The sequence below is a fragment of the Pseudoalteromonas sp. NCIMB 1079 genome (assembly GCF_040567695.1).
Lineage (GTDB): Bacteria > Pseudomonadota > Gammaproteobacteria > Enterobacterales > Alteromonadaceae > Pseudoalteromonas > Pseudoalteromonas distincta.
This window is the reverse complement of sequence record NZ_JBEWZA010000001.1, coordinates 3,449,248-3,472,437: the sequence shown is the minus strand read 5'-3', so window position 1 is coordinate 3,472,437 and position 23,190 is coordinate 3,449,248. Positions and strand designations below refer to the sequence as shown.

At 36.7% G+C, this 23,190-nt stretch carries 13 protein-coding genes and 1 tRNA gene; 7 read left to right on the top strand and 7 right to left on the bottom strand.

The genetic code is table 11. From position 1 onward, the window contains the following. Positions 1-96: 96 nt before the first annotated feature. The 7 genes from ABX891_RS16135 to ABX891_RS16105 all read right to left on the bottom strand — a co-directional run bounded on the left by ABX891_RS16135 (position 97) and on the right by ABX891_RS16105 (position 13,841). Positions 97-1,764 carry an HD family phosphohydrolase gene (locus ABX891_RS16135; RefSeq protein WP_024597119.1) on the bottom strand — a complete coding sequence of 556 codons (1,668 nt, stop codon included), beginning with the start codon at positions 1,762-1,764 and terminating at the stop codon, positions 97-99. Then, positions 1,736-3,955 (bottom strand): CHASE2 domain-containing protein, encoded by a 2,220-nt coding sequence (locus ABX891_RS16130; protein ID WP_502936056.1) that lies wholly within the window; start codon positions 3,953-3,955, stop codon positions 1,736-1,738. The genes ABX891_RS16135 and ABX891_RS16130 overlap by 29 nt, the downstream gene beginning before the upstream one ends. Positions 3,956-3,975: 20 nt before the next feature. After that, positions 3,976-4,809, bottom strand: coding sequence for an MBL fold metallo-hydrolase (locus ABX891_RS16125; protein WP_354629984.1), 834 nt, complete (start codon positions 4,807-4,809; stop codon positions 3,976-3,978). A 9-nt stretch (positions 4,810-4,818) separates the two neighbouring features. Then, the gene (locus ABX891_RS16120) at positions 4,819-10,944 is read right to left on the bottom strand and encodes an Ig-like domain-containing protein (RefSeq protein ID WP_354629983.1); all 6,126 of its coding nucleotides are present in this window, start codon (positions 10,942-10,944) and stop codon (positions 4,819-4,821) included. A gap of 39 nt (positions 10,945-10,983) precedes the next feature. Beyond that, complete coding sequence (locus ABX891_RS16115) at positions 10,984-12,105, bottom strand: FecR family protein (RefSeq protein ID WP_182752335.1); 1,122 nt, start codon at positions 12,103-12,105, stop codon at positions 10,984-10,986. Between the two features lie 12 nt (positions 12,106-12,117). Continuing rightward, on the bottom strand, positions 12,118-13,443 hold the full coding sequence (locus ABX891_RS16110) for a hypothetical protein (protein ID WP_354629981.1): 1,326 nt from the start codon (positions 13,441-13,443) through the stop codon (positions 12,118-12,120). A gap of 322 nt (positions 13,444-13,765) precedes the next feature. Beyond that, a tRNA-His gene (locus ABX891_RS16105) sits at positions 13,766-13,841 on the bottom strand. A 284-nt stretch (positions 13,842-14,125) separates the two neighbouring features. Here ABX891_RS16105 and ABX891_RS16100 point away from each other — a divergent pair. From ABX891_RS16100 to ABX891_RS16070, 7 genes are all read left to right on the top strand, one after another. After that, positions 14,126-14,944: a mechanosensitive ion channel family protein gene (locus tag ABX891_RS16100; protein ID WP_354629979.1), complete on the top strand. Its 819-nt coding sequence runs from the start codon at positions 14,126-14,128 to the stop codon at positions 14,942-14,944. Positions 14,945-15,132: 188 nt separating this feature from the next. Next, complete coding sequence (locus ABX891_RS16095) at positions 15,133-15,921, top strand: DUF481 domain-containing protein (protein WP_010554134.1); 789 nt, start codon at positions 15,133-15,135, stop codon at positions 15,919-15,921. A gap of 122 nt (positions 15,922-16,043) precedes the next feature. Then, a complete protein-coding gene (locus ABX891_RS16090; RefSeq protein WP_354629977.1) occupies positions 16,044-18,722 on the top strand; it encodes an SLBB domain-containing protein in 2,679 nt (892 codons plus the stop codon). Positions 18,723-18,783: 61 nt separating this feature from the next. Further along, a complete protein-coding gene (locus tag ABX891_RS16085) occupies positions 18,784-19,737 on the top strand; it encodes a Wzz/FepE/Etk N-terminal domain-containing protein (protein ID WP_354629975.1) in 954 nt (317 codons plus the stop codon). Positions 19,738-19,822: 85 nt separating this feature from the next. Further along, the gene (locus ABX891_RS16080; RefSeq protein WP_354629973.1) at positions 19,823-20,674 is read left to right on the top strand and encodes a glycosyltransferase family A protein; all 852 of its coding nucleotides are present in this window, start codon (positions 19,823-19,825) and stop codon (positions 20,672-20,674) included. 160 nt (positions 20,675-20,834) lie between these two features. Further along, positions 20,835-21,917: a hypothetical protein gene (locus tag ABX891_RS16075; protein ID WP_354629971.1), complete on the top strand. Its 1,083-nt coding sequence runs from the start codon at positions 20,835-20,837 to the stop codon at positions 21,915-21,917. 11 nt (positions 21,918-21,928) lie between these two features. Next, the gene (locus ABX891_RS16070; protein ID WP_354629969.1) at positions 21,929-23,140 is read left to right on the top strand and encodes a capsular polysaccharide export protein, LipB/KpsS family; all 1,212 of its coding nucleotides are present in this window, start codon (positions 21,929-21,931) and stop codon (positions 23,138-23,140) included. The last annotated feature ends 50 nt before the right edge of the window (positions 23,141-23,190 follow it).

Sequence of the window (23,190 nt, the reverse complement as noted above, 5' to 3'; positions counted from 1 at the left end):
CCGTGTGTAAATGCCACCGTAAGGTGGCATTTTTTTGTTTGGATAAGTATAGGCTGTAATAAGCGTATTTTGAATAAAGGCATGGCTTTATAGGTGCTAACTTATAGGTGTGTAACCGGGTAAGTTATCAAAATCTACCTCATCTAGCTGCTCTGGGTTAGCATATTCATTGATATAATTTTTATAGACTTGCGACTCAATAAAAATAGCAAAAATGTCAGCATCAAGATGGTTTTTAGCAACCATTGAGCCTAAAATAAATAAACACTCACTGACCGGTTTTGCTTTTTTGTAGGGCCTGTCTACCGCAGATAGCGCTTCAAAAATATCCGTAATAGCCATTAACCTTGCAGGCACCGACATTTGCTCTTTGGTTAAACCTCTTGGATAACCAGTACCGTCAAGTTTTTCATGATGACCTAAAGCATATTCAGTCACATTGCTTAAGTGTTTAGGGAACGGCAGGGCATCTAAAATATTTTTAGTTACATCCATATGACGTTTCATTACTTCACGTTCGGCTTCGGTTAGCGTGCCTCTTCGTATTGTTAAGTTTTCAACTTCATCAGCTGAGAGCAATGGTGTATTAATATCATTTATAACGAGTTGGTATTTGTTTGCAATGCGTTCAATGTGCTCAAGTTCTGCATCACCTAAAAACTCGCCCCCTACATTCACACGCTGTAATAATGCACGGTCTAATGCCAACTGTTTAAGCTCGGTATCAAGTAGGCGTTCAAATTGTTGAACTTCGATAGGTTTTTGCAGCTTCATCGCACAGATGATTTTTTGCTGATACGCTATTTTTAAATCTCGGCTAATTATTTCAAATTTAGCATCTACATATTTTATTCGATCAAAAATAGTTTCTAGTTTTGTCGACTTTTCCATAATGTGATCGGGAGTCGCGATTTTCCCACAGTCATGTAACCAGCCTGCTATATCAAGCTCATGTCGGTCAGCTTCACTCATCGAAAATGAAGCCAAAGGGCCTTTATTTATATCATGCACGGCATCTGCTAGCATTAACGTGAGTGCTGGCACTCGTTTACAATGGCCACCGGTATGAGGAGACTTTTCATCTATTGCCATCGCAATTGTTTCAGCAAAGGTCGAAAAAAGATCTTCCATTCCCTTAATTAGTGTCGAGTTAGTTAGTGAAATAGCGCCTAAAGAGGCAAAAGATCGAATTAGAGTGACGAGCTCTTCACTAAAAGGGATATTTTTATTTTGCGCATCTTTTACATTTATAAGCTGGATTACACCAATAATGTCATCTTCATGATCTTTTAAAGGAATTGTTAGCATAGACTCAGAGCGGTAACCCGTGCGGGCATCCATCTTGCGAGCTGCGCTCATATCAAAGGGCAGGGCATCATACACGTCAGGAATGTTAATCACTTCGCCGGAATTTGCAGAGTGGGCAACAATAGCTGTTTCGTTTGGTTTGCCATCAATAAAAAGATCTATATTAGGAAAATCTACTGGGCTCCCTAAAGTGCCACCTACACCTAAATAAAGATTTAATGACTTATTTATTACCGTTTCAAACTTGAGTTGTTTGTTTGGGGTAATAGAGTAAATGCTGCCAGCATCAGAATTTGCTATCGACATCACAACTTGCAGTATTTCATCAAGTAACTTAGACGAGTTTTTTTCTGTTGTTAGCCTAATACTAATATCGATAAAATGCTGAAGGTTTGTTTTGTCTTTAATGTGCTGTCGCATATGTTTACTACTTTTTAGTATGTTTGAAGGCACCATTCCAATCCTTAGCTAGTGTTTGCAAATCAGTGCCCTTAATACGTTCGATAAAAATGGTATAAACGTCAGAGCTAAATACGGTCGTGCTGTGTAGTTCTTTAAATAAGCTAAGCGCTTGTGGCCAGTTTTTATTATAAAAAAGCGTCATGGCCTGCTGTGATTTTTTAACTTCATTTAACTGTTCTTCATCGAGCTTATCTGTAAAATTTATAGGCTCAAACAACTGTATAGCCGTTGTTTTTCCGACAACTTGTACTTTATCTATTAAACGAAATGAAATATGAGGGCATTCCTTCATCGTTTCTTCTGTAACAAGAATAGCTACGCCATAAAATTTGGTCAAGCTTTCTACTCTAGCACCTAAATTAACAGTATCACCAAGAACTGTATAGGCTTTACGGTAAACCGAACCCATATCACCTACATTCATATCGCCAGTACTTAAACCGATACCAATTTTTATTGCAGGCTGATTGTTTTCTGCAAATAACTGATTTATTTGCGTTAACCCGTTAATCATACCCATTGCGGCTTCAACACCATGGCGAGCGTGGTTTTCATCTTTTAGTGGAGCATTCCAAAATGCCATCACCATATCGCCTACGTACTTATCAATAGTCCCGTTATGATCAAATATGATTTTGGTAATAGCCGTAAGATATTCGTTTAAATATTCACTTAACTGATGAGGCGACATACTTTCTGATAGTGAAGTGAAACTACGAATGTCGGCAAACAAAACCGTCATATTTTTTCGCTCACTTTTTTGAGATAAACTTTTACCTTGCAGTATCATTTGGTTTATACGCTCAGGAGGAACATATTGGTCAAACATAGATTTTATTTTTCGGCTGTGTTTCATTTCAGCGATAGAGCCTACAATGATGTAATAACCGGCTAATATAATGATAAGTAAAAGAGGCATTAATAAAGGTAAACTAATTTTTTGCACTGACCATAAATAAACGTTTAAAAATATAACGACACTTGTGACTGTAAGAGACAAAACAATAATAAAACGTGCGCTCTTAGCGTGGCTAAAAAACGACAGTACGCAACCGGTCAATGCAATGATGAGTAAGCTTGCTCCCTGTGACCAATTAGGTTTAGAGGGAAGTAGCTCTGGATGCATTAACCCTTCAAATATATTGGCATGAACCTCCACACCGGGGTACTGCAAACCAACAGGTGTTGACCTTAAATCAGCAAGCCCTACGGCGGAAGTACCAATAAAGGCTACTGTGCCTTCTAATTCCTCTAACCCAATTTTTTTTGTCAAAATATCGGTAGCCGAATAATAGGGAAAGCTATGCGCACGCCCTTTGTAAGGAATTAATATTTGCCCATACTCATCAGTTTGAATCCACTTATCTTGAAACTTTATACCTCCGAATAAGGTTATACCATCTAACCTATTGGAACGGGTTTCTATGTTTTCAGCAAGGGTATAAAGTCGAGCAACTTCAAGTGCTAAAGAAGGATAAAGCTTATCGCCAACTCGATTTATAAGAGCTGCTTTACGTATAAAACCATCTTCGTCAATATGTGCATTAATAAAGCCGGTGCCCGTTGCAGCATTTTGTAACTGTGGAATATTTACAATAGCACCAGGAAACTGGTTTATTTGTGAATTAGTGTGCTCTTCGCTTGCCCATACAACACTGTTTTTAGCTGGCAAGTTTTGATTAGTCAGTTGTTCATCAATTAATAAAAAACCAAGAACAGTATCATTTTTAGATAATGCGCTTGCTAGTTTTGTGTCTGCATCGACTTGTTTAGTAATTTCAGCAAAGGGGATGGTGTACTTTTTTGATAAATCAGGAATTTCAGACATAATTTTTGTAACAGGGTTTTCTTCCTGTTCAGAAAAAAATATATCGAATGCAATAACAATAACACCTGCATCAGTAAGCTTTGTAACAAGGTCGGCTACTTTTGATCGACTCCAAGGAAAGCGTCCTTGTTCTTGCATGCTCTTTTCATCGATATCAATTATTACAACGGTTTCATCAATACGCCTAGGCGTCTCTGAAAGTGTTAGTAACAACCGAGAGTCGTATATTATACCTTCTACGCGGTTCACTAATTTTGCAAGCGACCCAGTTGAAAATAGCTCTATTGATGCAATTAATAATATAATAACAGCGCCAATGAAAAAGTGCTTTGAAGTAATTGGTTTTAAGGAGCTAATGAGTAACGCTCCTTGATAGACTAAAAATCAAAAACTCGTCCTTCTCGGCCGCACTCTATTTTTACCTGTTGAGCGTACTGCGTGTGTAAATATTTTTCTATAGCTAATAACTGTTCATCGGTTCTTGATGGATCGTGGCTAATAATAACCACATTTTTAATACTCGCTCTTATCGCAAGCTCAGCCACCTGATCTATGGTGCTATGCCCCCAACCATGTTTAAGAGGCAAGTCTGCATCTATAAATTGAGCATCATGAATTAGTAAATCAGCGCCTTCAATAAAATTGACCCACTCGCTAATACTTGTGTTTGCTTTTTCTGGCGGATTTAGCTCATTGTCGGTAACGTAAGCCACCTTTTTTTCATCTGCTTTAATACAATAAGCAGTACCACCACCAGGGTGATTTAGTGGAGCAGTCGAAACCAAAAAACCATTAAGTGTAAATTGCTTTTGAGACGATAAATCAGTATTAAGCGTAATGCTGGCAGGTAAATCTTGATAACACACCGGAAAGTACGAACCACTCATTTGCTTTAATATGGCATCTTCACTTTTTTTATCATCAACGTTACCCACAGTAATAGTTATATCGCGGTTAGGTTGGTAAATAGGTTTAAAAAAAGGAAACCCTTGAATATGGTCCCAATGGTTATGCGTTAGCAAAATATTGATAGGACTTTGTGTTCCTAGTAAACGTGTACCGAGTTCTACAATACCGGTACCAGAGTCTAAAATAAGATCTTTACCGTTACTTTGTTCAATGTACACACATGAGGTATTTCCCCCAAAAATGTGCGTATTACTTCCTGCTGAAGCCATTGAGCCTCTAACACCAAAAAATTCAACTTTCATAATTTAAGGCTAAGCTCCATCTTCTACAAAATTGAATTTAGAAATACTAACATTGTTAGAGTTAGTGTCATTACAGGTGCTGCTTACAACAACTTGGGTGTCATTTTGTAAGATGATTGAAGTAAATACATGTGTACTGACACATTGGCTTGCTTCATAAAATCCGGCACCACTGGCTCCAAACGTATTATCTAAAGTACCGTCAGTTAAAATACGCGCTAACATTCCTTTATTATTGCCCATACCAACTAAAACAATATTGTTGTTGCTATCAAAAACGGCACTTTTTACTTCGGTATCTCCCGTTGAAGCTAACGCGTATTGGCCTAACGGATAGCTGTCATCAATTACTCCGGATGCAAGTAATCGCGTAATACTGGCTTTATTAGGTGTATCTACAACGTTTGCAATTAAATATAATTTATTTGATTCGTCGACTAAAACTTTTACCATTTTATTCTCGGTATCAGTGGTTGTTTCACCTGTGTATTTGTAGGTTTGCTCGCCGTCGGAGTCGAGCTTTAATGCTACTAATTCTGAACTGGCACCTGATACAGATTTACCACCAATAAAAATATTATCATCATTAATAAAAACACTTTCATAATATTCAAAAGGTATTCCTATAATTGTTCCATTACTACCAAAGTTATCGTCAAGTGTACCGTCAGAATCTAGCATCATGATAAACGAGCTAGGGGTATCAGCTATAACTACAGAGCCAACTGCAACAATGTCGCCATCATGAAGTGCTAAATCAGTTAAGTTAAGCTTTTCAGCACCTGAAATAGTAGTATAGTAAATACCATCACTGGCGAATGAGGTATCTAAATCACCATTTTGATCAACTTTAGCTATAAAGCCCTCTTCACCGTCAGTTTTGCTTTTAGATCCCGCAATAAATAAGCTTCCGCTATTGTGTTCAACCAACGCTATATTAGATGCGCTTAAATCTATGGCAATTTCTTTATGGCCACTTTCGCTAAAGCTAGTATCGATAGCACCCGCACTCGTAAAGCGTGTTAATACTAACTTAGTAATTGAGTCCGATTTAGCCGTTGATGCAAGAATATACTTACCGGCATGAGGGTCATTGCTAAGTTGTAAAACGTGCATTGATTGATCGTCAGATTCTGCGCTTATAGTATCAAAAGCAAGATAACCAACGTCTGCAAAGTTGGTAAATAATGTGGCTTGCTCGTCAACTGCAGCAACAAATGGTTTGGTGGTTGAGTCGTCAACAACACCCGATATCCATACAGTATCATTAGCATCTATAGTTGCTGATTTGGCAAATTGTTTTCCATTGATATCTGAAATGATATTAATACCTGATGCACCATAAGTACTATCAAGTGAGCCGTCTGAAGTTAAAATACGGGCAGAAAATAACTTTTCGTTAGCTGAAACACCGGTAGTGCCAGATAAAGTAATTCCATTTTTAATTGGCTCGTATTTTACGCCTGTTACGTTCGCGCCACCATTACCTGCACCACCGTTACCATCAATATCGTAAATAGCAGTACCTGCATCACCAAAACTCGTTATAAGAGTACCCGTTTTATCAATAGCCAAAACCACGGCTTCTTTTTCACCACTGTTACGAGTTATGTAACCACCTGCAAAAGCTGTAAATTCGGTGTTTTTAGCGCCGCCAATTGCAAATAATTCGTCATCTTTATTATTCTCAGACAAGTCGAACGATAATGCTGCGCTACCATTAAAACTTCCGTTGTTTTCACCATCAGAAATTAAATAACGAATAAGTACGTCTTTATCGCCAGTTGCACTTGTTACACTGCCGGCAACCATAAGATCAGAGCTATTAAAGTTTTTAATAGCAAACGCTTCGTCATCTCTATTAGCACCGCTCACATCGACAATTTTAGGGCTTCCGGCTTCATAAGCGAGTGTAGATATATCGTATTTTATCCATAAGCTATCGTCGTCGTTACCATTAAATGACTTACCAACAGCTTGAATTTTATTGTCGCTAAACTCAAGGTCATTAATAACGAGAGTGCTTGCTAATGCGGTACAGTGAATACCTGAATTATTATCTCCAGAGTTATTACTTAATACGCCAGCGGTATTCATTTTCAACAAACATGCTTCGGTATTTGTGCCATCAAAACTAGTGTAAGCAACAAAGAGGCTTGTACCATCAGAGATAATAGCAGTTGCTTCTTCATCATTTTCTAAATCTAATACCTTAACGCCATCACTGTTAAATGCTGTATTTATCACACCACTCGTTGTATAGGATGCAATAACAATATCTTTGTCGCTGTTATTACTAAAACCTACAAAGTAAAGGTTATTATTTAGCTCAATACTGTCATTAAATTCACCACTTGAAAAAACACCCGAAAGCTCAAGTTCACCTGTTATAGGGCGACCAAATGTTTCATCTTCAACAGGAACTAGAGGCTCCGCATCATCAGTGACATCAATTATTATATCAATAGTAGTTGTTTCGTTAGGCGTACCATCGTCAGTAATAGCTAGGCTCAATATGTACTGAGGAGTTGTTTCAAAATCAAACGGGCTTTCACCTTTTACAGTTAATAAGCCAGAATCATTATTTATTTCGAATATGGGGGCACCACTGAGCAGGGTGTAACTTAAATTTTGGTTCTCAATGTCTGAGGCACTAACAGTCCCAATAGTGTCACCATCGGTTGCGTTTTCGCTAATATTAAAACCTTGGTTTGACGCAACTGGAGCATCGTTAATAGGAGTAATCGTAATTGATAAACTACCAGTATCTGTAGCGTTATTCCCATCATTTACAGTATAACTGACAACAACAATACCGTTGGTATTTGCAGCCGGTGTGTACTGTAGTTTGTTATCGACAACGGATACTGAACCGCTATCGACTGACGCTGCGCTTATGGCAAGGCTGTCGCCATCCACGTCTGAGTCATTTGCTAATACGTTTATTAGCATTGGCGCTGCATCTTCCGCCATAGTTGCCGTGTCAGCATTTGCTATTGGAGCATCATTTACAGGTGTAATAGTGATAGTTAACGTTGCTGTACTGGCGCCGCCGTTGCTATCAATTGCCGTATAAACAACAGTTACGAGTCCATTTGCATTGGCTGCCGGTGTATATTGAATTTGATTGCCAACCACTGATACAGAGCCAATATTAGCTGATGCTGCGCTTATGGTAAGGCTGTCGCCATCCACGTCTGAGTCATTGGCTAATACGTTTATTAGTATTGGTGCTGCATCTTCCGCCATAGTTGCCGTGTCAGCATTTGCTATTGGAGCATCATTTACAGGTGTAATAGTGATAGTTAACGTTGCTGTACTGGCACCGCCGTTGCTATCGCTTACAGTATAAGTAACTGTTGCGAAGCCGATGTCGTCGGCTGCCGGTGTGTATTGAATTTGATTGCCAACCACTGATACAGAGCCAATATTAGCTGATGCTGCGCTTATGGTAAGGCTGTCGCCATCCACGTCTGAGTCATTGGCTAATACGTTTATTAGTATTGGTGCTGCATCTTCCGCCATAGTTGCCGTGTCAGCATTTGCTATTGGAGCATCATTTACAGGTGTAATAGTGATAGTTAACGTTGCTGTACTGGCACCGCCGTTGCTATCGCTTACAGTATAAGTAACTGTTGCGAAGCCGATGTCGTCGGCTGCCGGTGTGTATTGAATTTGATTGCCAACCACTGATACAGAGCCAATATCAGCTGATGCTGCGCTTATGGTAAGGCTGTCGCCATCCACGTCTGAGTCATTGGCTAATACGTTTATTAGTATTGGCGCTGCATCTTCGTTCATCGTTGCCGTGTCAGCATTTGCAGTAGGGGCATCATTAACGGGTGTAACAGTAATCGTCACACTTGCTGTTCTGTCGTTTATACCTTCATTACCAGTGCTATAACCATCGGTAATGGTGTAAGTCAGTACTATTTCACCTGAAAAATTTGCTGGTGGAGTAAACTGTATTTTTCCGGCGACAATAGTCGCTTCACCAGCAGTATTTTCTATATTAGAAATAGTAATTGTATCGCCATCTGCATCAGTGTCGTTAGCTAGCACATCTAAAAAAGATGCAGAGCTGTCTTCGTCTAACGTATATTGATCGTCATTGGCTTGTGGAAAAGTATTAACGCCGCTTTCACTTAAGGTTACTAGAGCTGTTGCAGTTAAGCCTTGCTCATTTGAAATTGAATAGGTAAAGCTATCTACACCAATAAAACCTAAGTCTGGCTGATAGGTAAATGAGCCATCAGCATTTAATGTAAGTTCGCCATTTTGAGTTGTATTAATTGCCGTGGTATTAACCGATAAATCACCAGCCTCAATATTAAAGTCGTTAATTAATAAGCCATTTTGTACTGTTACTTCAAATAGTTTATTTTTGCTAAATTGATAGGCATCATTTTGTGCAACAGGGTTATCGGGTTCGCTGTTTATTACTAAAGTTACTGTGGCTGTAGAGGTTGCACCTAATGAGTCTATAGCTTGGTATTGAAATTGATCAACACCATTAAAATTAGCATCCGGCACATAACTAAAGCTGCCATCAGTTGCTAATAATAGTTGGCCATGTGTGGGTGCCACCATAAACGTTTCATCAACTGAAAAACTGTCATTATTTGGGTCAGTATCGTTACTAAGCACACCATTGGCAGCTGTAACCACAAGTGTTTCATCTTCGCTTAAACTATAGCTATCATTTTTTGTTACAGGGGCTACGTTAGTGTTTGAGCTTACAATAGTTACATTTGCAATAGCCTGAGCACCTTGTGCATCAACAACTCTGTACTGAAAACTGTCTTGGCCTTGCATATTTTGCTCGCCTTGGTATTCAAAGCCACCATTATCAAAAAGGGTTAATTGTCCTCTTGTTGGTTCGCTAACCGGCGTTGTATCAACAGTTAAGTCATCTAAGTCTATATCGCTATCGTTTATAAGTAAGCCTGGCGATAGGACAACTAAGGTTCCATTGTTTGTAACGCTGTAAGTATTATCAAGCGCTATAGGAGCGTCGTTAACAGCTAAAATGGTTATCTCTACAACTGCGGTGTCTGTCATACCTAGCTCGTTAGCAACTTGATAGCTAAAGGCATCTTCACCATTAAAGTTTGCAATAGGGATATAAGTAAAATCCCCATTTTCATTTATATTAAGAGTGCCATGCTGCGGTAGAATTAATGCATCTGCATTTACACGTAAATCGCCACTGTATTGATTCGTATCATTTGTTAGTACGTTACCTTGCAGAGTTTGATCTTCACTTATCTGAAACTGATCGGCATTTGCCTCTGGTGCAAATGCAAGCTCTCCACCCACTGGCGCTATGTTTATTATATTAGCAAAACCACTTTCACCACTGCCATCAACACCGGTAATAAGTACTTGGTAACTTTTATTAGTAAGTGACTCGGTAATGCTTAATGCAGTATCTTGAATACTTAAAAATTGTTGCCCATTCTCTAATTCATTAATATTAGTAGATGAGACTCCAGCTTGAGTTGCAATATAAACGTTGTAACGATTAAGTTCGGGGTTGGCTTGCCACGAAAGATTAATATTATCTTCGTCTCGTTGTGCTGTAACACCTTCAATTTGATATGGTTGCCAGTTAAAAGTGATTGCATCAGCAAGTGCTTGATTATTTAAAGTGTCAGTTATCCATATTTCAAGGCGTATTTCCCCTGGAGTTGCGCCATAAAGCGCAGGGCTGAGGCCTATAATTGACTTTTCGTAGTCAACACCACAATCAGAAGAACAAAGTGATATGCTTTTATTAACGCTAGGGAGTACTAAATTAACTTCAGCAATGCCATCAGTATCCGAAGCTTCAAGTAAAAAAGAAACATTACCTAGTACGGTGTCGTTTGTTTGTGAAAAAACAATATTAGCGCGAGTATTAGCTAAACTTGCTCCAACAACCCCTCTACTTGAAGTGACAGCACCTAAAACTTTTGTACTCTTGGTTTGATTACTCGCTATAACACCAGCCAAATTTATATAGCTAGTCACCGTTGGCATTACTTCAGCCGTAGGTGATTGTATTGCCTCTTGAGTGGGACTTTCTTCTGAGCCTCCACAGGCACTTAACAAAAACACCACAGAACCAAGCAAAAATATATTTTTTGCTGTCATTTTAAATACTCCATAATAAAAGCTTTGTATCCAATGTGTTTATGGTTCTAATTTAAAAGAACCGCTAGCATTTACATCAGGATTATTTATTTCATTAAGATTAAAGTTGCCAGTAATATTGTCTAAGTCATTCAAAAATATTGCATCAACATCGCCCTCGGCTTTATTGTTACCATGGGATGCAAATGTAACGGCCAGCTCAAGTTCGCTTAAATTTATTAAGCCGCTGTAAGCTGCATACCAATTTCCACCGGCGTCATTAAAACTAATTTCGCCATCAGGCACGGTGCCATTATCAAAATCAACTGCCATAGTCATAGCAAAGTCAGTAACAGCACCCACACTCGAATTTACATTAAAGCTTGATACCTCATAGTTAAATACACCTTGGCGCTGAGCTATTTGATCGACTAAAGATGCGCTGCTAACAGTTTGAAATTGTTGTTCAGAATATATATCCATAACACCTGTATCAGCTTCAAAAGCATTTACTTCAACTTCAGTTACCGATGCTTGCTCAGTTTCTTCTTCGTTGTCGTCTTTAGGATCAATTGCTACTATATTTTGATCAAACACGCGTGCCGCACGTGTTGTTTTAAAGACTTCACCAGTGGCTGTAATTTGTGCAAACGAAAATGCCTCGTTATCACCCAAAGAAACCACGTTATTATTTTCTAACGTTAAATCTATTGCGCCATCCCATACCGCTAAAAATACATCGCCTTTAACCAGTTGAACTTCAAAATGCGTTCCGCGTATACCAATAGAGCCTACGGGAGTTTTTACACTATAAGAGCCGCCATTTTTTTTAATTACGCCGGAAATAGAGCGCAAACCGCCTTTAAGTAACTCAATAGAAGCAGAGCCTTGTTGGGTATTGTCATTAAATTCGTAGTTAGCAATATTTAATTCTGAGTTTTCTTTTAAGGCTATTAAACCACCATCCAACATCGAAAATTGCGCTTTGCTTTTCTCTCCAGTCGTAATGCGATCTACGCCAAAAACAGTATCTCTGCGCTGCAACTGTCGTTGTTGTTCATTGCTTCCATCAACCGCGAGTACAGAGCCTCGTGCTAAAATAGTTTTACCAGCAGGGTCGTTTGCTTGTGTATAAAAACTTACACAAAGTAAAGTGGTAATTACAGGGAGTAAATGTTTCATAAATACCTTAAATTAAAATGAGTAAGAAGCGCTTAAATTTATATCTAAACGGTCATATTCGAATAAAGAAATATTACTGGATTTATCTTGATAGTTGGCAGCCAACTGTATGGCTAAATCGCGATTAACTAAGTAGCGAACAGAAGTTGAGAACATAAAGAGGTTATCGGCACGTTCTTGTAAAAATAAAGGGTGATCATCTTTATAATTAATCCATTGGTATCCAGCAAGAGATAACAACTGCCAATGTTGAGCCAACTGAGTGTTCACTTGGTAGTACAAGCTCGTAATATTACGGCTATTAAATTCACCCTCAGTAATGTCAGCTTCCTCGCTTTTAGCGTTAATGCTTAAGCTTTGAAACCAATTTTTAGCTGCATAGCTAGCACCTGTATTTATCGCATAAAATGAGTTATCGAGCTTTTCATCAAATCTATTGTTTAAAACACCTGCAGTCAAAGAGCTAAATAAATTAACTTGTTTATTTAGCGTAAAATTAGCTCCGGCCGTTAAAGCTGATTCAGTACGATAAAGTTCGCCATCAAGCATCAACGGAGTGGTAGCAACTCGTGCAAACCAACTTATGTCATTTTGTTTATATTGATAGGCGGCATTAATGTGCGCATTTATACGATCGTATTGACTGAGTTCTTCAAACTTGTACCACCTGGTATCAATACTTAAAGTGATTAAGCTTTTTTTATCAATAGGGTGAGAGTACTTTCCTCTGTAATTAAGTCGTGCATAGTTGTCCTGCGTACTCTTACTTTCTGGCGATAACAAAAACTCACCAATATTAGGAATTATAATCGTATTTTCTGCAGTACCTGCGTTTACGTTGCCATCAACGCCAAGGGCAAGCTCAATATTTTGTTTATAAGAGCGTCCAGCCTCTTGTTGCTTAAGTGCTGCAGTTTCTAGCAATGACTGTGCTGAAGACTTTATATTATTAGGTGTGTCAGGTGAGTTGATTAGTATTAAAGCTTGAGTATCGGCAGCAGGTAAGTTATTAACTGTTAAATAAGCGCGAACTAAGTACAAGCGAGCTTCATACCATCTAGGATTATTTTCAACCACGCGTTCAAAAGCAAATACAGCTGGCGCCGCATGCCCTGTTTTAAGTGCACTGACCCCTAATAAAAAGTCGTATACGGGTTCGCCCAGGTACTGGTATTCGCTATTACTTTTTTGATAAGCCTGAGTGTATTTTTTTTCAGAAACTAATTTTTGAAGCTCAATCAATAGCTTATTATATTCATCATTGCTTTGAGCCAATGAGTTAAAGCTCATTACAGCTAAACAACTACACAGTAAATTTCCTAAAACCTGTTTAATCATGCTTAATTTTATATCCCAGTAGAAGTTTGATGTTTTGTAATAAAATGATGTTAGTACTAGAAACCTAGCACTTTTTGTATTGAAGTACAGCCAGTACAATCACATTGGTTAAATAAATGTAATTTAATTGCAGGCTGGATACTTGTTTAATAAATCTTCGCGCTAAACTAATTTAAATAGGGAAGGTTGCTGAAAAACTGTTTTAGTTTAAAATATTAATTAATTCAGGTGATAAAGCTTTGGTTTGCTGTACGGGATATTAAAAGAGATAAGTAAGGGAGATTATTCAATATAAAGATAGGATATTACTAAGATAAAAAAGTGGGGCGATTGACGGGGCTTGAACCCGCGACAACCGGAATCACAATCCGGGGCTCTACCAACTGAGCTACAACCGCCACTACACACACCTTGTTTGGTGTGGCGCGCATAATACATAAAATAATAATTGTTGTGAAGCCCAAAAGTGAAATAAATTAAAATAATTTAAATCAGGCAAATATAATTAGTATTTAGTCGTTAATATTTTTTCAAAGTAGGCTATGTTTTATCGCATAAATGCCTCTAAAAAATAGAATATACTTGCATTTAATAGTATTAATTCATTATTTCATGAGAGTAAATTGTAAATTAATGTATAATAATGCCCGAAAACGCTTAATAAAAAACATTTGGAGTAAATATGGATTCAGTACTTAATTGGCTTAACGATAACTCAGGCCTAATTTTACACTACGGTATACAAGCTGTTGTTGCGCTTGTTATCTTTTTACTTGGTAGTCGTGTTGCTAAGTTTTGTTCTAACTTAACTGAAAAAGGTTTTGCTAAAAAGAAAGTAGATAAAGCTGTCGCTTCATTTGTTTCAAGTATTGTGTACACACTTGTATTTGCTGTAACTATTTTAATGGCACTTTCGCAAATTGGCATTGAAACAACTTCGTTCATTGCTATTTTAGGTGCTGCCGGTTTAGCTGTTGGTTTAGCATTACAAGGTTCATTATCTAACTTCGCATCAGGCGTACTTATTATTTTACTTCGCCCATTCAAGTCTGGTGACTTTGTTGAAGCCGGTAATAAAATGGGTACTGTTAAGAAAATCGAAATATTCTCAACTGAACTTCGTACTCCAGATAATAAAGTAATCATCGTACCAAACTCTCAAATAATGTCAGGCGCTATTACTAACTTCTCGCGTGAGTCTACTCGCCGTATCGACTTAGTTATTGGCGTTGGTTACGATGCTGATTTACGTCAAGCTAAAGAAGTATTGAAGTCTGTATTAGATGCAGAAACACGCATACTTAAAGATCCAGCTTATACCGTAGCTGTAAATGAGTTAGGGGATTCTAGCGTAAACTTTGTTGTTCGTCCTTGGGTTAACGCTGCAGATTACTGGCCTACTTACTGGTCATTAATGGAAAACATTAAAATTGCATTAGATGATGCAAATATTGCAATCCCATTTCCACAAATGGATGTTCATTTTCACAAGCAAGACTAATTTTAAATACCTATTTAATTAAAGCTCGTCTTAATTGTTGCAGTAGTAAAGCTACTCAAAAATATAAAATTTTCATGTGGAGTTCTCTGCATGAAAATTTTTAACGTAATTAATGAGTTGTTTTGCTTGCTCTTACAAGTAGCGGTTTAATAAAATAGATACACATTTTATACAAAGGTTATTTTTTAATGAAATTAAAGCTTTTATCAATTTTAGTTGCAGCCTCTGCTGCAACTAACGCATTTGCTGCAGACGTAGACACAGAACAAAAAACGTGGGAAGTTACCAGTGAGCTTGGCGCTATTATCACAAGCGGTAATACAGAAACAACCACGCTTAAAGGTGGTATTAAGGTTCAGCACAACCTTGAACAATGGAACAATGAATATAAACTAGATGGCATTTACAAAGAAGATGAAGTTGAAGATGCTAACGGCGACAAAAACAAGCAGCGTACTAATGAAAAGTACTCTATTTCTGCGCAAGGTAATTACAAATTAAATGAAGATCATTCTCATCTATTCATTTATGGTTCACACGTTTCAGATTATTTTGGAGCATATAGAAGTGAGTCAGTAATTTCTGCAGGTTATGGTCTACGTTTATTAAACGAAAAAACAATGTGGTTAAGTGCCGAAGTTGGTCCTGGTTATAAATATTTTGAATACCCAGATGACAGCACTGAAATAGATGATAACGGTAACTCTCTTGCTGGTGAATTTGAAGGCGAAGTAATTGCCTTAGGTAAATTAGATTACAACTGGCAAATTTCTGAAAATGCACGTTTTACGCAATTAGTTGCTGTTGAATATGGTGAAACAAACACTAAAACTCGCTCTGAAACTGCATTACTTGCAAAAATAAACGGCTCATTACAAATGAAAGTCGCTTTTAATGTCACTAACAACTCAGATGTTGCTGACGACAAAGAAAGCACTGACACAGAAACATCATTTACTCTGGTTTACAGTTTTTAACCAATGTAACTAAGTTAATGACACTAAAGTGACAAAAGGGACGAAAGTCCCTTTTTTATTTGCTCAAAATTAATGTATTATAGCCATCAATTTTGGTTGTAGACCTAGGGATATACCTACTCGTGAAAGTTTTTACGCAATTTATTAGTGCTTTTATTCTACTTTGTAGTTTTAGTACTTTGGCTTTTACGCCAACACCTTCTCAAATAGAGCAATTTAAAAAGTTACCCAAAGCCCAGCAAGAAGCTCTAGCTGAGCAATATGGTGTTGATATATCTACGATCACCGGGACAAATCAATCTAACAATCAAAATAGTACGCAGCAGCAAAATAGTATTGGTGAGCGCACAGAGCCAGAAAAAGAAGAGCTTACAGACGAAGAACGTTTTAAGCCTAAAACAGATGAATTAAAACCATTTGGTTACGAGCTGTTTGCTGGTGAACCAACAACATTTATGCCAAACGAAAACGCGGCAGTTCCCGACACATATATTGTAGGTCCAGGCGATCAGTTAAAAATCAACTTATATGGGAAAGAAAGCAATAGCTATGAAGTAATAGTTGATCGTGAAGGGCGATTAAGTATCCCTGATTTAAGCCCTGTTGAGATCGCGGGTTTAACTTTTGCAGAAATTAAAGAGTTAGTGAAAGCAAAAGTAGAACAAGAAGTGATAGGGGTAAAAGCCTTCGTATCGCTTGGGCAGCTTCGTAGTATGCGTATATTGGTATTAGGTGAAGCATACAAACCTGGTAGTTATAGCGTGTCTTCTTTAACAACTGTTTCGCACGCATTATTTGTAAGTGGTGGTGTTTCTGATATTGCATCGTTACGTAATATTCAAGTTAAGCGAGCAGGAAAAGTAATTGCAAACTTCGATCTATACGACCTACTTATTAATGGCGATAGCAGCAACGACATAGTACTAAAGCCTGGTGATGCTGTATTTATACCATCGGTTGGTGCTCAAGTCAGAGTTGAAGGCGCGGTTAAACGCCCTGCTATATTCGAACTTAAAAAAGGTGAGTCTGCCAAGCAATTACTAGCTATGGCTGGGGGTCTTAAACCAAATGCGTACGCTAAGAGCGTAATTGTAGAGCGCTTTAATTTCGATCGTAAAGAAGTGCTGTCGGTAGATTTCTCAAAACCACAAATTAACTATATTCCACAAGATGGCGATCGCATTCGTTTTAATTCAGTTAGCTCTCAATACCAAAATTCAGTTAGCTTAATTGGTGCTGCTGCTCGCCCTGGTAATTATCAATGGCATGAAGGTAAGCGTATTTCAGATATCCTTAAATCAGTGCGAGGTGACTTACTACCGCAAGCCGATTTAAGCTACGGACTCGTAATCCGTGAAATCAATATTAATGGCGATATTGAAGCGCATCAGTTTGATGTAGCCCAAGCTATTATCAAAAATCCAGAAAATAACTTACAGCTTCAGAGTAATGATAAAATTGTTATATTTAGTCGTTTTGAAGAAAAAGAAGCTGAGTTATCTGCATTAGCAAATATGGCTCTCAGCCAAGAGCAGCAAGAGCAGCAACAAAAAGCAGAGCAGTGGCATAAGTTTGAGCAAAAAGAGTTTGAAAAATATATTGGTATTAATCAAGAAGACGAAGAACTTGTTCTTGAAGACAACAAAATACTAACGATTGCTGAAATTTCTAAACGCAAAGCAAAAGAAGAAGAAGACCAAGAACTCAAACCTGAAGATTACGCGTTATTTAGTCGCCATAATTTATTAGCTCCAATTATTGCTAAATTTAAGCAGCAAGCATCAGTGCAGCAAGCTATGCAATTAGTTGAGATTAGCGGGAGCGTTACTTTTCCTGGTATTTATCCACTAATGATTGGTGGTGAGGTAAGTGATTTAATAACAGCAGCAGGTGGATTGCTTGAATCTGCATACATAAAACAAGCTGAAATTACACGTATTGTTGCGAGTGATGGTTCTAAAATAGAACACTTACGATTTGATCTTGAAAGTGCGATGAAAGAGGACCTTCAAAGTAATATTACATTACAAAGTAAAGACAGCATAAACGTTTTTGCAATTCCAAATTGGCAAGAAAATGTAAAAGTTGAGCTAAAGGGTGAGCTTAAGTTCCCGGGTACTTACACAATACGCCGAGGTGAAACGCTCACTGAATTACTTGAGCGTGCAGGTGGTTTTTCACAATTTGCAGAGAAAAAGGCAGCAATATTTACTCGTTCTTCAATTAAAAAGCAGGAAGAACAGCAATTAGCTCGCCTTTCAACAGAGCTTCGTCGTGATATAGCTTCTAAAAGCTTTCAAAACTCGGTAAGCAGTAACACATTATCGTATGAAGAAATGAATAAACTATTAAATGACTTAGCAAGCATAGAAGCTGTTGGGCGTTTAGTAATAGATTTACCACTAATTGTTGAAGATAAACAAAATTTAGTCCTACAAGATGGTGATGTGCTTTACGTACCGAGTAAGCGAGACTCTATTAGCGTAATTGGTGAAGTTAACTATTCAACATCGCACTTATATAAAGCTGGCGTCAGTGTTGATGATTATATTGACTTAAGTGGCGGGCTTAAGGAGCGTGCAGCTGAAGATCGTATTTATATAATTAAAGCAAATGGCTCTGTAAAAATACCAAATACAGGTGGCTGGTTTGCTGTAAATAATGCTGATCAATTAGAGCCTGGTGACACTATTGTTATTCCTATGAATGCAGATCACATGGATCGACTCACACTTTGGAGCACCGCAACTCAGATCCTTTATCAGCTTGGTGTAGCAGTTGCCGCTATTAGTGGTATATAGGCTAACACGATCAAAATTAACCATATTTTTATTCAGTAATAGATTAAGTGAAAAATGCGAAATGACTAAACAAAGTGGTAAAGCTGGAAATGAGACCGATGTCTCATACAACCAAGATGATGAGTTGGACATACGTGAGCTAATAACGAGCATATGGGCTGGAAAGCTACTTATATTTATAGTGACCGGTTGTTTTGCTGTAGCTTCTGTAATTTATGCACTTAATCTACCTAATATATATAAGGCTGAAGCAGTACTGATAGCAGCAGAATCAAAAGAGTCAAATGGGTTGGCTGGTTTAGCTAGTCAATTTGGTGGTTTAGCAGGATTAGCTGGGGTTGATATTGGTGGTGGCAGTGATGATAAAACTCAATTAGCACTTGAAATACTAAAATCACGTAAATTTACCAGTAACTTTATAGAAAAACACGAAATATTACCCGACTTAATGGCAGCTAAAAGTTGGGATATATCGAATAACTCAATATCATATAACAAAAATTTATATCTACCTTCAGAAGATAAGTGGATTCGAGACGTTAAGGCCCCAAAGCATGCTAAACCATCAATGCAAGAAGCCTATAAAGTATTTTCGAAAATAGTTATAGCCACTTCGGGAGCAGAAAGCTCCACTATTACATTTTCTGTTGAGCATATTTCACCCGTAATAGCCCAGCAATGGGTTAACTGGCTAATAGAAGATATAAATATTGAAGTGAAGCAGCGTGATGTAACTGAGGCCATTAAAAGTACTCAATTTCTAACTGAACAACTAGAAAAAACAAAAGTATCAGATATTAGAAGTATCCTTTATAACTTAGTTGAGGAGCAAACTAAAACTATTATGTTTGCTAATGTGCGTGATGAATATGTATTTAAGACTATAGATCCTGCAATAATCCCAGAAGAAAAATTTAAACCAAGAAGAGCAATTATTTGTATTGCAGGTACATTTCTAGGAATTATTTTAAGTTTTTTCTTTTTAGTTTTACGTTTTTTTTTAAAGCGAAATTAAAGAGCTAATCAAAGCTTAAGACTATATTTATATGAGTGTTTGGATAAAGCGCTTGTAAAATTGTGTATTATTGTGGGTAAAAGTTATGAGCACTAAAGAATCATTAGTAAGCGTAGTAATTCCAACGTTGAATAGAAGTAAAATGCTTACACGAGCTATAGAGTCTGTTTGCCAGCAAACTTATAAAACTATAGAAATTATAGTTATAGATGATTACTCAGATATCCCTGTTCAGCTAGATGACTACAATGGTAGTCGCTCACTAACTATTTCGAGAAATAAAGAAAGACTCGGTGGGGCGGCTTCCCGTAACCGGGGGGCAGAATTAGCCAATGGAACTTACATCTCTTTTCTAGATGATGATGATTACTACTTCGAAGATAAAATTGATTTTTTAATGCATAAGCTATTAGAGCAGCCTAAACTGATAGCTGCTTTTGGTCATGTAAAAGGGAGTGGGATAAAGCCTAAGCTGTTACAAGACAATACATTTATTACGAGTTTTGATGCAATTGGTGGGCTACATACTAATGGTTCATTAATAAAAAAAGCAGAATTTGATAAAATAAAGTTTTTAGAATCACTACCAAAATATCAAGATACTCAGTTACATATGGAAGTGATTAAGTCTCAAAAAGTAAAATACTTTAATCACCCAGTCGCTTTTTGGAATAAGGATCATGGTGAAGGACAGATAACTGATCTAAAAACTACAAAGCAACATATTAAGGGATTGAAGGCTTTTACTGTTCTTGAAGGGTACATGAAAAGTACTTACATGCTTTCCCTGTCGGAGCGCTTATATTTACTTAAAAATAAGATTTACCTATTAAGTAAATGTAATAAAAAAATGTTAGCTGAAAATAATATTCCATATACATGGTCTGAAAGTATCTTATTATTTTTGGCAGGTATCTATGCTAAATTCAAACATTAAAAGCTTCTTTCTATATGTATTATTTATAGTCGGGAGTTTTTATTATCCGGTTTTCTCTTTTATTTTAGTCTCATGTACGATCCCTTTTTTAATAAATAAGAAAAACTATTTATTAGTTTCCTTTATATTTTCATTATTTTTTATTTTTTATGGAATGGCAATGGACCCCGTTTCGTATATTGGAGATTACTCTAGATACTATTTATCTTTTTACAAACCAGATATTCACATTCTTGCAACAGGAAAACTGTATCGCTACAGCGTATTTAGCATATTAAAATACTTTGAAATGGGGCCGCAATTCTATACAGGCTTATCTCTTTTTTTAAACTACTTTATAATGCTGGCTGTAAGTTTGAAGTTTACTGTTTTATTTTCATTTAACAACAATAAAAAATTATTGCTGTTTTTTCTTCTTACAATAGTAGCGTTACCAAGTACAGCCATTGGTAATTTTGAGTCTATGTTATCTTTTTCTTTTAGCTATATAGCCTTATACTTGTTATGTACACAACGAAGAAAGTCTGCATTAATGTTTATAATTTTAGCGCCTCTTATACATCCCGCGGCTATACTTTTTTCTATTATGTTTATTCCGATACTTTTATTTAAAAAACGTTTTTATAAATACAAAGTATTGTTCTCTGTATTGTTGGTGGTTGGTATTATCGGCTTTTTGTTAATCCCATTGGCTACTATTTTACCTTTTTTAGATCATATTCAAAGAAAGCTAATAACATTTTTAACAGGCCCTTGGAGTGAGTATATAGAGCGAAGAGATTTTGAATTTATTTTAATTGCACTCATTAAATTAATTGTTTTTATCTTTGCAATGTATAGGGTTCGACAAGTTTTCATACGTAAATTTAAACTTAAATATGGTAATGAAGAACTCGTAGACAAAAAAGAATATGCAATAAAAATGCTATACAACGTCAGTCTATATATGTTTCCCGTATTATTTTTGGCTGTTTTTTCAAGAACGTTAGCAGAACGCTATATTTATTTTGGTATGTTCTTCTTTTTACCAATAGTAATACTTGCAGCTGAGCATATGAGAATTTTCGTTAATCGATTTTTTGTTTACTCAATGGTATTCACAATATTTTTGTTACCACAAAATGTAATTGTATTTGGCGTGCTTGTTACTAAGTCAACCACGCAAGAATCTTTGTCTAATAATATGTACGAATTATTGTATGAAGAATATAAAAAAGCTCCACCACCTGTTGGCAGGCTTTAAAAGGATCTGAAATGATAGTTATTTATGTTGATAACTTCGATAGAGCTACATTTTTCTATCGATTAGCAAAGGGTATAAAAGAAAAAAAGTTTCTCTTTTATACAACGAAGTACTCTGTTTACCGCTTTTTAAAAAAAGACTTTAAAGTTGTTTTATTTAATGCAAACGAAAAGCATGCCAGTAATTACAATGATACTCCTTCAGAAACTGATTTTTTGAATCTGACTTATGTTTACCGTGGTAGTCAATCAGTAGAGAAAGCAAAAAAAGTTTATACGATGGTAAGAGATAACCTTGCTTTGGTTCAATTAGACTATCAAAAGGTTGAAGTTGCTATTGTATTTAATGGTAATTCAGCCTCACAAAAAGCATTTATAGATCATTTTTCTAATAAAAGTGTAAAAACTCTGTTTTGTGAAATAAGTAATTTACCAGGAAAAGTCATTTTTGACCAGTTAGGTGTAAATGCAAAATCAAGCTTATTTTTTAATGCGCAAAAGCTAGATACATTTGATCCTGTAGATATAGAAGAGCATAAGCGTTGGGTCAAAGTGTACGAAAATTATAAAAATAATCCTATCCCACAAGGCAAGCTAGAACCCAAGTTTATTAAAGCTTATGTATTAGATTATTTTAGTAGTCTGCTAGGTAGAGGAACTAGAGAAGAAGATAAGGTATCGCTAATAAAAAAAATCATCTCTGTTTTAAAGCTATTTAAATCTAAATCTAGTTCAGAGCTTATTTTCGATGATATAGATTTGAGCTGTGATTATATTTTTTTTCCTACGCAAGTAAGGTACGACTCACAGTTAATTTTAAATAGTGATATTAACAACCAGCAAGCTATCGAAAAAGCAGTTAAGTTAGCTAAAGAGCGCAATTACAAACTATATGTTAAAATTCATCCTGCGGAAACTGATCCCGAAATTTTAAAAGATTATATACTTCTTAAAGATAAATATAATTTTTTAATCGTAGATAGTAATACGACCGAGTTAATAAAACAGGCTAAAGTGGTAGTGACTATAAATTCAACTGTTGGACTAGAAGCACTTATCTACGATAAGGAGCTAAAAGTTTACGGCCGAGCAATTTATAGCGATTTCGATTTTTCAAGGGTACTTAGCTACATACATAATTACCTCGTTGATTTTGACTATTTTTCAGATGAGTTAATTAGTGAAAAAGAATTCAATAAACTGCTGGCGTTAACTAGTAAGTAAAAGTTCACAGTGCGCTCTTTATTGTATTCTGCCCACTGTGTATTAATAGG

Coding starts and splice junctions, on each gene's coding strand:
- ABX891_RS16110 (WP_354629981.1), bottom strand. CDS start 13,443: ATGATTAAACAGGTTTTAGGAAATTTACTGTGTAGTTGTTTAGCTGTA.
- ABX891_RS16100 (WP_354629979.1), top strand. CDS start 14,126: ATGGATTCAGTACTTAATTGGCTTAACGATAACTCAGGCCTAATTTTA.
- ABX891_RS16135 (WP_024597119.1), bottom strand. CDS start 1,764: ATGGTGCCTTCAAACATACTAAAAAGTAGTAAACATATGCGACAGCAC.
- ABX891_RS16120 (WP_354629983.1), bottom strand. CDS start 10,944: ATGACAGCAAAAAATATATTTTTGCTTGGTTCTGTGGTGTTTTTGTTA.
- ABX891_RS16080 (WP_354629973.1), top strand. CDS start 19,823: ATGAGCACTAAAGAATCATTAGTAAGCGTAGTAATTCCAACGTTGAAT.
- ABX891_RS16095 (WP_010554134.1), top strand. CDS start 15,133: ATGAAATTAAAGCTTTTATCAATTTTAGTTGCAGCCTCTGCTGCAACT.
- ABX891_RS16125 (WP_354629984.1), bottom strand. CDS start 4,809: ATGAAAGTTGAATTTTTTGGTGTTAGAGGCTCAATGGCTTCAGCAGGA.
- ABX891_RS16115 (WP_182752335.1), bottom strand. CDS start 12,105: ATGAAACATTTACTCCCTGTAATTACCACTTTACTTTGTGTAAGTTTT.
- ABX891_RS16085 (WP_354629975.1), top strand. CDS start 18,784: ATGACTAAACAAAGTGGTAAAGCTGGAAATGAGACCGATGTCTCATAC.
- ABX891_RS16075 (WP_354629971.1), top strand. CDS start 20,835: ATGGACCCCGTTTCGTATATTGGAGATTACTCTAGATACTATTTATCT.
- ABX891_RS16070 (WP_354629969.1), top strand. CDS start 21,929: ATGATAGTTATTTATGTTGATAACTTCGATAGAGCTACATTTTTCTAT.